We start from the raw sequence: 12541 nt of genomic DNA on the forward strand, positions 1-12541 counted from the left end.
CGGGGCTGGAAGCCACTGGTACCCGCCAGGGGCGTCAAGCCAGAACCATCGGCTCGAGGAGACCACGTGCTCAAGCACAAGAACTCACTGCGTACCGGACTGATCGCCGCTGTTGCCGCGGCAGCGCTCGCCGGAGGCATCACCACGGCCAGCGCCGACGACGTCGAGGTCCCCAACGTCGACGACTCGTACGCGGCCGTCCAAGACGAGGCGGGCCTCGTCGACCTGTTCAACCCTGCCGACAACGCCGTGGCCAACTTCTCGAGCCACCTCAGCGGCTGGGCGCCGGGCTCCAAGGAGTCGCGCCACTGGGATGACAACGACTACACCGAGATCATGTTCACCGGATGCACGCTGGTTTCGTCCAGGGGCAGTTCCGTGGACGTGAAGCTGTGGCAGGACATACCCATGTCGCTCGACAAGTCCCTGGGGACCAAGCGGTTCACCAACTGCTTCAAGGGCGCGACCAAGACGTCCCGCGGCGAGTGGGACGGGCACTACGAGGGCTCGAAGCGCTACTTCACCATCCCCGCGCTGAACGGCGACACCCAGGCTCACGACCAGGTCAACGTGGACCGGGTCCGGGTCGACACCACGAAGGCCGACTAACCCTTCACCGCGTCCGTCAGGGTCATCCGGGCCGGGAGACACCGACATGGTGTCTCCCGGCCGTCCCAGTTCCGAGAACGGTGTCGTCTGTTGAACCTTCGAGCCCGCCTGCGCACCAGCTCGGCGGTGTGGACCTCACCCCTGTGGGTCGGCATCGTCGTCTTCTACTTCTTCTACGTGCTGCACCTGCGGGAACCCTACGAAGCCGTCGTCTCGGGCCCCTTGTGGGCGCCCGAGCAAGTGGAGCGAGCCCTTTTCTACTTCTACCCCTTCGCCTACGCCGTCACCTGCGCACTCGCCGTGTGGGAAGGCGGACGGCTCAGGCACGACGGTGTGTGGGGCCTGGCTCCGGGACGGTCCCGATTCCGGGTCGCAGCCCATACCCTCGCGCCCGTGATCGGCGCCGGCTGGCTCGTCCTCGGCCTGCCAGTGGGCATGCGGCTGGTGGAGACCGGTCTCCTACCCACCCTTCCGGCGCTGTCTCCCCTTCTGCTCGGCATGGGGCTCGTGGTGGCATGGGCGGTGATCGGCTGTGGCCTGGGCCACATCACCCCTCGGCTGATCTCCGCCCCCCTGTCCGCCGTCGCCGTCTTCTTCCTGATCATCAAGACCGGTCAGGTGGAACCCGTGTGGCTGCGTCACGTGTCCGGCTCCCCGGACACCTCACCGGACTTCGGTGAGCAGTACAGGGCAGTGACACTGATCGTCCCGTTCCTCTTCACCGGATGTGTGGCCGTGGCCGTGGCGGCCTGGTGGCTACCGGCCGCACGCATGCTGAAGTGGACCCTACGGGCGACCACAGTGGCCGCCGTACCGGTGGTCATGGCTCTCTGTGCACAGGCCGCCTCCGGTTGGGGATACGGCGATGGGCCGGTCAGCTCGGGTCACGCGCCCGCCCGCTGCGCGGGGTCCGCTCCTCGTGTGTGCATGGCCCGGACCGGTGGCTCCGTGGACCAGCTCCCCCGCGTGCGCAGCGAGGTCGTGAGCACCCTCACTGCACTGCGCCGGGCCGGCGTCCGGGTGGCTGTGCCGGAAACGGTCTCCGACCGTGTGCTCACCGGGCGGCGGCAAGAACTCTCGAACGCGCAGGTGTGGTGGCTTCCGTTGTCCGAGGCAATGGCCGAGCACAGCATCGGACCGGTCGGAGTCCGCTACGGCGTCCTGGTCACCTCCGTGCGGTTCCCCTGCGCCTTTCCCAGTTCCTTCAAGCCAGGCCAATCCGACTGGGTCGTCAACCACGACGCGGCCCTGCTGTGGGCGGCCACGGTGGTCGACGCCGACAAGCCCTACCAGGCCTGGCTCCGGAACCGATACGCCACCAGCTTCCAGAACGCGGCACAGGTCCTGGCGAAGGTCGATCAACGTGTCTCCGACGCACGGAAACTCACGCCGAAGGAGCAGACCGACTGGTTCGACAGAGAACAGGCGAAGGCCTGTGGTCTCGTGGAAGGAGCCGTGGGATGAACCTCTGGTGCACCGTGCGGCGGGTCCAGGCCGTTCTCCTGCCGGCACTGACGGCCTTCGTGGTCGTCGTCGTGGTGGCGCACGACCAGTACATCCGGCTTCCGGCACTGATCGGCACGTCCGGCAACCAGGTGTTTCTGATGCAGTTGGCGCCGCTGATCGTTGTCTCCGCCCTCGCCCACGGCCTCGGCCAGGTGGTTCCGGAGGCCGAGGGGACGGCACAACGCCCCATCCGCGTCCTGGACACCGCCCTGATCGGCACCCTGACCGGGTCAGCCGCCCTGGCCGCGCTGACGGTCGCGGTCTCGGCGGGTTCGCCCGAGGCATCCATGGCGGGACGCAACACCCTGTTCCTGACCGGCCTCATGCTGATGGCGCGCCGAATCCACGAACAGGCGGCGACCGCCGTGCCGGTGGGCTGGGTGCTGGCCGTCACACTCATCGGCTACCGGGACGTCGGCCGTCCATGGCCCTGGGCGCTGACCCTGCATCCCGCCGGATTCCTCCCCACCCTCGCCCTGTGCCTCCTCGTCTTCGCCGCAGGGCTCACCTCATACGTTCGCCCCCGCCGCACGTGAAAGAGCACACCGTGTCGATTCAGTTCGATTCCTGCACCTTCGGATACAGGCGCCGGAAGCCCCCGATCCTGGCGGACCTGACCTATACCGTCCCCGACGGTTTCACCGTCCTTCTCGGCCCCAACGGAGCCGGTAAATCCACGCTCCTGAAGCTGGGCAGCGGACTCGAGCTTCCCTCCTCCGGCAGCGTCCGCATCGGCGACGTACCGTCCCACGGCTCCGCCTTCCGGAAGCAGGTCGCCTGGATGCCGCAGACGATCACTCCCATGACCGGCTTGTCCGCCCGAGAGCAAGTCGCCTATGCGGGCTGGCTGAAGGGTATGACCAGAACCGACGCCTGGGACGCCGCGCTGACCGCGCTCGGCCGGGTCAACATGGCCGGCAGGGCCGGCATCAAGTCCCGGCACCTCTCGGGCGGCCAGCTTCGCCGCGTCGGCGTCGCCTGCGCGCTGGTTCACGGAGCCGGCACGCTCCTGCTCGACGAGCCGACCGCGGGGATGGACCCCACCCAGCGGCGTGTGTTCCGCGACTTGATCGTCGGGCTCGCCACGGACGACGTACGCGTGCTCATGTCCACCCACGACGTCGCCGACCTCGCAGAAGAAGCCGATCACGTCACCGTTCTGCAGCGGGGAGAGATCATCTTCACGGGCCCCACCGAAGGCTTCCTGTCGCATGCTCCCCGGGACACCCCGGAAGTCCGACGGGCGGAGGCGGCGTACGCCACGGTCGCCACGGCCTCGGCCGAACAGATGTGACGGCGCAGCCACCCGCGCGACGCGGCCGAGGCGGGTGTCGATTCAGCGAGCAGATGATCTCCGGCCCCCTTGGGGGCGCCACAGGGCGGGCACCCAGGCTTCCAGGTGGGCCGAACAGGCCCTCTGGCGCCTCCCGGAAGCTTCCGGACGAGGCCTCGAGACCGCGACCAAAGGCGCGACCGGCGGGGGCTGGAGGTAACCTCGGTGACTTACCTCACCCAACCCCTGGCCCCCGCCCTCCGGAGCCCACCCCACCCGCCTGTGCGATCCTTCACAACCCCGGTTACAACGAGAGACGGGCCCCGCCGTGACTTTCGTCATCGGCGAGACCCGTTTCCCGGTTTCTCTGTGCGCGAGGGGGGAGTTGAACCCCCACGCCCTTGCGGGCACTGGAACCTGAATCCAGCGCGTCTGCCTATTCCGCCACCCGCGCATTGGGTGTGTCCTCCGGTTCCACCCTCTCGGGCTGGCCCCTTCCGACATCCAGAACATTAGCACGCTGTACGGGGTGGATTCACATCCCTTCCGGGCCGCCCGGCGCCGCCCCGCCGCGCGAGGCGGGGCCGGGCCGGACCCGCTCCGCCGCGGTAGGCACGGCGTAAAGAGCGCCTGTTCACGTATCAACCTCGTACCGGTACGGGCCATCTCCCCGGGAGGAGGGCCGGGCGCACACCGAGGTGCGGGACACTGGACTTCGCCCCCCTCTACGATCCATGGCAGCAGGACGCGTACCAGGAGTTCGAAGGGGAGCCGCTGGGGGAACCGGCTGATTGCCGGGCGCGTAGATACGATCAGTGAGCAGGACCGGCAGTACCCGCGAGGCAGCGGCAGACAGCAGGCAAGGAAACGGCAGGGACGGAGGAGGTGCCCCATGGGAGTCCTGAAGAAGTTCGAGCAGCGTCTCGAAGGTCTGGTGAACGGCACCTTCGCCAAGGTCTTCAAGTCCGAGGTCCAGCCGGTCGAGATCGCCGGTGCGCTCCAGCGGGAGTGCGACAACAACGCCACCATCTGGAACCGTGACCGCACGGTCGTGCCCAACGACTTCATCGTGGAACTGAGCACACCGGACTTCGAGCGGCTCAGCCCCTACTCCGGGCAGCTCGGCGACGAGCTGGCCGGGATGGTGCGCGACTACGCCAAGCAGCAGCGCTACACGTTCATGGGGCCGATCAAGGTCAACCTGGAGAAGGCCGAGGACCTCGACACCGGCCTGTACCGGGTGCGCTCGCGCACCCTCGCCTCCTCCAGCAGCCAGCAGGGTGGCCCACAGGCCGCGCCGCAGGCCCCCGCGGGGCCGCCGCCCGGCGGTCGTCCCGGACCGGGCGCCCCAGGCGGTTACGGCTACCCGCCGGCCCCGCCCGCGGGAGCGCCCCCGATGCCGTCCGCGCCGCCGCCCGGCACCCGCCCCGGCGGATACGGCTACCCGCAGCCCGCCACCCAGCGGCCCGCGGCCGCCCCGATGAGCGGCGGGCGCACCCGCTACTGGATCGAGATCAACGGCACCCGCCACCAGATCTCCCGCGCGACGCTGGTGCTGGGCCGAAGCACCGAGGCCGACGTGCGGATCGACGACCCCGGCGTCTCGCGCCGGCACTGCGAGATCCGGACCGGAACGCCCTCGACGATCCAGGATCTCGGCTCCACCAACGGCATCGTGGTGGACGGGCAGCACACCACCCGCGCTACGCTCCGCGACGGCTCGCGGATCGTCGTGGGCAGCACCACCATCATTTACCGGCAAGCCGAAGGGTGAAGCGGGGGCAATGTCAGAGCTGACCCTCACGGTCATGCGGTTGGGTTTCCTGGCCGTACTGTGGCTGTTCGTGATCGTGGCCGTGCAGGTCATCCGGAGCGACCTGTTCGGTACGCGCGTCACTCAGCGCGCCTCGCGCAGGGAAGCCGCCCGCCCGCAGCAGGCGGCCCGGCAGCAGGCCACGCCCCCGCCGCAGCGCGGCCATCAGGGCGGCGGCCGGCAGCGCCGCAACGCCCCCACCAAGCTGGTGGTGACCGAAGGCACACTGACCGGCACCACGGTCGCGCTGCAGGGCCAGACGATCACCCTGGGCCGGGCGCACGACTCAACGATCGTGCTGGACGACGACTACGCCTCCAGCCGCCATGCCAGGATCTACCCCGACCGCGACGGCCAGTGGATCGTCGAGGACCTCGGCTCCACCAACGGCACGTACCTGGACCGGGCCCGGCTGACGACTCCCACGCCGATCCCGCTGGGCGGGCCGATCCGCATCGGCAAGACCGTCATCGAGCTGCGGAAGTAGTGCTACGTCATGAGTGAGCGCGAGCGGAGCGAGCACGCAGCGGCAGGCCGCCACCCGGTCTCCGGCGCGCTCCCGACCGGAGGGTGGGCAGTGTGGCTCGACACGACCGGCTGTACCCGGAGCCGACGGGCGAGGTGCGCATGAGTCTGTCACTGCGCTTCGCCGCCGGATCGCACAAGGGCATGATCCGGGAGGGCAACGAGGACTCCGGTTACGCCGGTCCCCGCCTCCTCGCGATCGCCGACGGCATGGGCGGCCAGGCGGCCGGCGAGGTCGCCTCCTCCGAGGTCATCTCCACCCTGGTCACGCTCGACGACGACGTGCCCGGCTCCGACATCCTCACCTCCCTCAGCCAGGCCGTGCAGCGCGCCAACGACCAGCTGCGCTCCCTCGTGGAGGAGGACCCCCAGCTGGAGGGCATGGGGACCACCCTGACCGCCCTGCTGTGGACCGGCCAGCGGCTCGGTCTGGTGCACGTCGGCGACTCGCGCGCCTATCTGCTGCGGGACGGCGTGCTGACCCAGATCACCCAGGACCACACCTGGGTGCAGCGGCTCGTCGACGAGGGCCGGATCACCGAGGAAGAGGCCACCACCCACCCGCAGCGCTCCCTGCTGATGCGCGCGCTCGGCAGCGGCGACCACGTCGAGCCGGACCTGTCCATCCGCGAGGTGCGGGCCGGCGACCGCTATCTGATCTGCTCCGACGGCCTGTCCGGCGTCGTCTCCCACCAGACGATGGAGGAGACGCTCGCCAGCTACCAGGGCCCGCAGGAGACCGTGCAGGAGCTGATCCAGCTCGCGCTGCGCGGCGGCGGCCCCGACAACATCACCGTCATCATCGCCGACGTCCTGGACCTGGACACCGGCGACACCCTCGCCGGGCAGCTGTCCGACCAGCCGGTCGTGGTGGGCGCCGTCGCCGAGAACCAGCACCACCTGCACGACAACGGCATCATGCAGACCCCGGCCGGCCGCGCCTCCCACCTGGGGCGGCAGGGCCACGGCGGTGGCGGCGAGTTCGGGCCGCCCGGCTCCGGCGACACCACCGGCTACACCCCGGACGGGAACTTCGACGACTACGCCGACGGCGACTTCACCAAGCCGCGCCCCCGGCGCAGGTGGCTGAAGAGATCTCTCTACGGCGCCCTCGCCCTCGCCGTCATCGGCGGCGGTCTGTACGGCGGCTACCGCTGGACGCAGACGCAGTACTACGTCGGCGCCAACGGCGAGCACGTCGCGCTGTACCGCGGGATCAGCCAGGACCTGGCCTGGGTCTCGCTGTCGAAGGTGGACGCGGACCACCCCGAGATCGAACTCAAGTACCTGCCGCCCTACCAGCAGAAGCAGGTCCGGAACACGATCACGGCGGAAGGCCTCCAGCAGGCCCGGACGAAGATCAAGGCGCTGTCCGTGCAGGCCTCGGCGTGCCGGAAGCAGGCGGAGCGCGCGGCCGTCCCGAACGGGAAGCCCTCCGAGGCGAGCCGGGGCGGGACCGGAGGGGCGACGGGAACCACCCGTGTCTCCTTCCCGTCCAAGGCATCACCGTCGCCGAACCCGTCGGCGTCGTCGAAGCCCACGGGCTCGCCCTCGACGTCTCCGAACCCGTCCGCGACCGCCACTCCCAAACCCGGCCCGAGCCTTTCCGAGGATGAGCAGAAGGTCGTCAATCAGTGCGGCACGCAGTAGGCACGCCGTGAGAGGCCCTGTCACACGATGAGCAGTACTTCCAATTCGCCGGCGCACCACACGTCCACGATCGGCGCGATCGGCGCACCGAGCCGTCGCAACACCGAGCTGGCCCTGCTGGTCTTCGCCGTGGCCATCCCGGTGTTCGCCTACGCCAACGTGGGCCTGGCCATGGACGGTTCGGTCCCGACGGGCCTTCTCGGCTACGGCATGGGCCTCGGCCTGCTGGCCGGTGTCGCCCATCTCGTCGTTCGACGGTACGCGCGATACGCCGACCCGTTGCTGCTGCCGCTCGCGACATTGCTGAACGGGCTGGGACTCGTGGTGATCTGGCGGTTGGACCAGTCGCCGCGGCTTCAGCAACGCGCCAAGATCCTCTTCCACGGGTTCAGCCCCGACGCGCCCAAGCAGCTGCTGTACTCGGCACTCGGCATCGCGTTCTTCGCGGTGATCATCGTGTTCCTGAAGGATCACCGCATCCTGCAGCGCTATACCTACATCTCCATGGTCACGGCACTCGTCCTGCTCGTGGCCCCGGTCTTCTTCCCGGCCGTCAACGGAGCCAAGATCTGGATCAGCATCGGTGGCTTCACCATCCAGCCCGGCGAGTTCGCCAAGATCATCATCGCGATCTTCTTCTCCGGCTATCTCATGGTGAAGAGAGATGCCCTGGCCCTGGCCAGCCGCCGCTTCATGGGTCTGTACCTGCCCCGCGGCCGGGACCTCGGCCCGATCCTCACCGTCTGGGCGATGAGCCTGCTCATCCTGGTGTTCGAGACCGACCTCGGTACCTCGCTGCTGTTCTTCGGCATGTTCGTCGTCGTCCTGTACGTCGCCACCGAGCGCACCAGCTGGATCGTCTTCGGTCTCATGATGTCCGCGGTCGGCGCGGTGGGCGTCGGCTCCTTCGAGCCGCACGTCCAGCAGCGTGTACAGGCCTGGCTGCACCCCTTCTCCGACACGGTGATGGCGCAGAGCGACCAGGTCGCCCAGTCACTGATGTCCTTCGGCTCGGGCGGTGTCATGGGCACCGGCCTGGGCCAGGGCAACTCCGACCTCATCGGTTTCGCGGCCAACTCGGACTTCATCTTCGCCACCTTCGGCGAGGAGATGGGCCTGGCGGGTGTGATGGCGGTCCTGCTGCTCTACGGCCTGATCGTCGAGCGGGGCATCCGCACCGCGCTCGCAGCCCGCGACCCGTTCGGCAAGCTGCTCGGCGTCGGCCTGTCCAGCGCCTTCGCCATTCAGGTCTTCGTGGTCGCCGGCGGCGTGATGGGCCTCATCCCGCTGTCCGGCATGACGATGCCCTTCGTGGCGTACGGCGGTTCCTCCGTCATCGCGAACTGGGCCCTCATCGGCATTCTGCTGCGCATCAGCGACACGGCACGCCGCCCGGCCCCGGCCCCCGCTTCCAATCCTGACGCCGAGATGACCCAGGTGGTCCGCCCGTGAACAAGCCACTGCGCCGAATCTCGATCTTCTGCGGACTGCTCATCCTCGCGCTCCTCATCCGCGACAACTGGATCCAGTACGTCCAGGCCGACGCGCTGCAGACGAACACCCACAACCGCCGTGTCTCCATCGAGCGCTACGCGAATCCGCGCGGCGACATCATCGTGGACGGCAAGGCGATCACCGGGTCGAAGGAATCCTCGAGCAGCGACTTCAAGTACAAGCGCACATATAAGAACGGCGCCATGTGGGCGCCCGTCACCGGTTACGCCTCGCAGGCCTTCGGCGCGACCCAGCTGGAGTCCATCGAAGACGGCATCCTGACCGGCAACGACGACCGTCTGTTCTTCCGGAAGACCCTCGACATGGTCACCGGCAAGGAGCAGCAGGGCGGCAACGTCGTCACCACCCTGAACGCCGCCGCGCAGAAGGCGGCGTACGACGGGCTGGCCAGGCAGAACGGCAAGGGCGCCGTCGTCGCCCTGGATCCGTCCACCGGCAAGATACTCGCGCTGGCCTCCTACCCGTCGTACGACCCCTCGTCCTTCGCGGGCAACTCCCTCGGCACCGACACGAAGGCCTGGAACAAGCTGCAGAAGAAGAACAACCCCGCCGACCCGATGCTGAACCGGGCACTGCGCGAGACCTACCCGCCGGGCTCCACCTTCAAGGTGGTCACCGCGGCGGCCGCGCTGGAGAACGGGCTGTACAAGTCGGCCGACGAGAAGACCAGGTCGCCGCTTCCGTGGACCATGCCGGGCACCACCACGCAGCTGAAGAACGAGGGCAGCATCCCCTGCAAGGACGCCACGATGCGGACCGCCCTGCAGTACTCCTGCAACACGGTCTTCGGCAAGGTCGGCGCCGACCTCGGCAACGACAAGATGCTGGCCGAGGCGAAGAAGTTCGGCTTCGACTCCGAGCAGTTCACCCCGGTCCGCTCCAACGCCTCGGTGTTCTCCGACGACATGAACCCGTCGCAGACCGCGCTGTCCTCCATCGGTCAGTACAACACCGCCGCCACCCCGCTGCAGATGGCCATGGTTGCCTCGGCGGTCGCCAACGACGGCAAGCTGATGAAGCCGTACATGGTCGACACGCTGCAGTCCTCCAACGCGGACCCGGTCGCCAAGACCGATCCGGAGGAGCTGAGCCGCCCGCTGTCGCCGTCGAACGCGCAGATCCTGCAGGGAATGATGGAGACGGTGGTCGAGAAGGGCACCGGTACGAACGCCCGGATCAGCGGCGCCACCGTCGGCGGCAAGACCGGTACCGCTCAGCACGGTGTGGCGAACAGCGCGAACCCGTACGCGTGGTTCATCTCCTACGCCAAGATGCCCGACGGCAGCTCGCCGGTCGCGGTGGCCGTGGTGATCGAGGACGAGAACGCCAACCGTGACGACATCTCCGGTGGCGGCCTGGCCGCGCCGATCGCCAAGAACGTGATGGAGGCGGTCATCAAATCCAAGAAGTGAGTCTCCCGGCCCCTGGATGTGGGACGACCGGCTCAGCACAGTGAACCCGCTCACATCACCTTCACATCGATGCACGTTGCGATACCGGTCCTGTATCGGGTTCCGGGCTTGGCCAGGTCATACAAAGCGAGCCGGGTACCGTAGGCCCGGACGGCAGCCTCGGACGCACACGGATGTGACGGCCGAGACCGACGGAGAGGGCTGGTAGGTAGCTATGGAAGAGCCGCGTCGCCTCGGCGGCCGGTACGAGCTGGGCCAGGTGCTCGGCCGTGGTGGCATGGCTGAGGTCTACCTCGCGCATGACACCCGGCTCGGCCGCACCGTGGCGGTGAAGACGCTGCGCGCGGATCTCGCGCGTGACCCGTCCTTCCAGGCCCGCTTCCGCCGGGAGGCCCAGTCGGCCGCCTCGCTCAACCATCCCGCGATCGTCGCGGTCTACGACACGGGCGAGGACTACATCGACGGGGTCTCGATCCCGTACATCGTGATGGAGTACGTGGACGGCTCCACGCTCCGTGAGCTGCTGCACTCCGGCCGCAAGCTCCTGCCCGAGCGTGCGATGGAGATGACCATCGGCATCCTCCAGGGCCTGGAGTACGCCCATCGCAACGGCATCGTCCACCGTGACATCAAGCCGGCCAACGTCATGCTGACGCGCAACGGCCAGGTCAAGGTGATGGACTTCGGTATCGCCCGTGCGATGGGTGACTCCGGCATGACCATGACGCAGACCGCGGCGGTCATCGGCACGGCCCAGTACCTCTCGCCGGAGCAGGCGAAGGGCGAGCAGGTCGACGCCCGCTCGGACCTCTACTCGACCGGTTGTCTGCTCTACGAGCTGCTGACGGTCCGTCCCCCGTTCGTGGGCGACTCCCCCGTGGCCGTGGCCTACCAGCACGTCCGCGAGGAGCCGCAGGCGCCGTCGGTCTTCGACCCCGAGATCACGCCCGAGATGGACGCCATCGTCCTGAAGGCGCTGGTCAAGGACCCGAACTACCGTTACCAGTCGGCGGACGAGATGCGGGCCGACATCGAGGCCTGCCTCGACGGCCAGCCGGTCGCGGCCACGGCCGCCATGGGTGCGGTCGGCTACGGCGGCTACCCCGACGACCAGGCGACCACCGCCCTGCGCTCGGACGCCGGCGCGGGAGCGACCTCCATGCTCCCGCCGATGAACCCGGACGACGGCGGCTACGGCTACGACGACCGCCCCGACCGCCGGCGCCAGCAGCAGAAGAAGTCCAGCACCTCCACGATCCTCCTGGTGGTCGCGGGCATCCTGGTCCTGGTCGGCGCGGTCCTGATCAGCAAGTGGGCGTTCAGCGGGGGCAACGCGGGCGACGGCAAGGTGACGGTGCCCACCTTCATCGGCCAGCCGCAGAAGACGGCCGAGAAGATGGCCGACAACGTCGACCTGAAGGTGTCGATCACCAAGGAGGCCTGCGCCGACCAGCCCGCGGGCCGGGTCTGCAGGCAGGACCGTGACGCCGGGACGAAGGTGGACAAGAACTCCACCGTCGGCCTGGTGATCTCCAAGGGTGCTCCGAAGATCGCGGTGCCGGACGTGCGGGGCGCCCAGTTCGCCCAGGCCGAGGCCCAGCTCAAGGAGAAGGGCTTCGTCGTCGAGAAGAGGACCAAGGTCTCCCCGCAGACGCCCGACGTGGTCCTGTCCCAGGACCCGGAGGGCGGGACGAGCAGGCAGAAGGGCTCCACGATCACCCTCACCGTCGCCAAGGCGGAGGAGAAGGTCACCGTCCCCAACGACCTGGTCGGCAAGTCCTGTGACGAGGCCAAGGCGGAGCTGCAGGGGCTGGGCCTGGTGCCCACCTGCAACGACACCGCCACCGCCAACCCGGACGACGACGGCAAGGTGCTGTCGACGAACCCGCAGGCGGGCCAGCAGGTCTCCAAGAACACGCCCGTCGCGGTCAACGTCGGCAAGGTCCAGCAGCCCACCCAGACGGACGTGCCCAACGTCCAGGGTCAGACCCTGAAGGACGCCAAGCAGATCCTGCAGGGCAAGGGATTCAACAACATCCAGGTCAGCGGCCCGGGTGACGACAAAGCGCGGGTCCTCAGCCAGACCCCGCAGCAGGGCACCCAGGCCGACCCGGCGACCGCCCAGATCGTCCTGACCACCGTCGGCTTCGGCGGCGGGGACAACGGCAACAACGACAACGGCGGCATCTTCGGCGGCATCAACGGCTGACGCGCCACCGACGGTGAAGGCCGAAGGCC

Annotated in this window: 10 protein-coding genes and 1 tRNA gene; 10 read left to right on the top strand and 1 reads right to left on the bottom strand. The window is 68.7% G+C overall.

From position 1 onward, the window contains the following. Positions 1 to 66 precede the first annotated feature (66 nt). The 4 genes from ACGFT2_RS24595 to ACGFT2_RS24610 all read left to right on the top strand — a co-directional run bounded on the left by ACGFT2_RS24595 (position 67) and on the right by ACGFT2_RS24610 (position 3409). Positions 67 to 609, top strand: coding sequence for a hypothetical protein (locus ACGFT2_RS24595; RefSeq protein WP_393281804.1), 543 nt, complete (start codon positions 67 to 69; stop codon positions 607 to 609). Positions 610 to 699: 90 nt separating this feature from the next. Further along, positions 700 to 2073 (top strand): hypothetical protein, encoded by a 1374-nt coding sequence (locus tag ACGFT2_RS24600; RefSeq protein ID WP_393281806.1) that lies wholly within the window; start codon positions 700 to 702, stop codon positions 2071 to 2073. After that, on the top strand, positions 2070 to 2651 hold the full coding sequence (locus ACGFT2_RS24605; protein WP_393281808.1) for a hypothetical protein: 582 nt from the start codon (positions 2070 to 2072) through the stop codon (positions 2649 to 2651). The genes ACGFT2_RS24600 and ACGFT2_RS24605 overlap by 4 nt, the downstream gene beginning before the upstream one ends. 11 nt (positions 2652 to 2662) lie before the next feature. Continuing rightward, positions 2663 to 3409, top strand: a complete 747-nt coding sequence (locus ACGFT2_RS24610) for an ABC transporter ATP-binding protein (RefSeq protein ID WP_393281810.1) — start codon at positions 2663 to 2665, stop codon at positions 3407 to 3409. Positions 3410 to 3758: 349 nt separating this feature from the next. Here ACGFT2_RS24610 and ACGFT2_RS24615 read toward each other — a convergent pair. Beyond that, positions 3759 to 3842 (bottom strand) — tRNA-Leu (locus ACGFT2_RS24615). A 438-nt stretch (positions 3843 to 4280) separates the two neighbouring features. Here ACGFT2_RS24615 and ACGFT2_RS24620 point away from each other — a divergent pair. The 6 genes from ACGFT2_RS24620 to pknB all read left to right on the top strand — a co-directional run bounded on the left by ACGFT2_RS24620 (position 4281) and on the right by pknB (position 12512). Continuing rightward, on the top strand, positions 4281 to 5162 hold the full coding sequence (locus ACGFT2_RS24620; protein WP_393281812.1) for an FhaA domain-containing protein: 882 nt from the start codon (positions 4281 to 4283) through the stop codon (positions 5160 to 5162). A 10-nt stretch (positions 5163 to 5172) separates the two neighbouring features. Continuing rightward, positions 5173 to 5688, top strand: a complete 516-nt coding sequence (locus ACGFT2_RS24625; RefSeq protein ID WP_393281814.1) for an FHA domain-containing protein — start codon at positions 5173 to 5175, stop codon at positions 5686 to 5688. Positions 5689 to 5828: 140 nt separating this feature from the next. Beyond that, positions 5829 to 7376, top strand: a complete 1548-nt coding sequence (locus ACGFT2_RS24630; protein ID WP_393282200.1) for a Stp1/IreP family PP2C-type Ser/Thr phosphatase — start codon at positions 5829 to 5831, stop codon at positions 7374 to 7376. A gap of 27 nt (positions 7377 to 7403) precedes the next feature. Next, positions 7404 to 8828: an FtsW/RodA/SpoVE family cell cycle protein gene (locus ACGFT2_RS24635; protein WP_393281816.1), complete on the top strand. Its 1425-nt coding sequence runs from the start codon at positions 7404 to 7406 to the stop codon at positions 8826 to 8828. Next, a complete protein-coding gene (locus ACGFT2_RS24640; protein ID WP_393281818.1) occupies positions 8825 to 10303 on the top strand; it encodes a peptidoglycan D,D-transpeptidase FtsI family protein in 1479 nt (492 codons plus the stop codon). The genes ACGFT2_RS24635 and ACGFT2_RS24640 overlap by 4 nt, the downstream gene beginning before the upstream one ends. Positions 10304 to 10517: 214 nt before the next feature. Next, positions 10518 to 12512 (top strand): Stk1 family PASTA domain-containing Ser/Thr kinase, encoded by a 1995-nt coding sequence (gene pknB / locus ACGFT2_RS24645; protein ID WP_393281820.1) that lies wholly within the window; start codon positions 10518 to 10520, stop codon positions 12510 to 12512. The last annotated feature ends 29 nt before the right edge of the window (positions 12513 to 12541 follow it).

Origin of the sequence: Streptomyces sp. NPDC048514 (assembly GCF_043199955.1) — a bacterium.
Classification (GTDB): domain Bacteria; phylum Actinomycetota; class Actinomycetes; order Streptomycetales; family Streptomycetaceae; genus Streptomyces.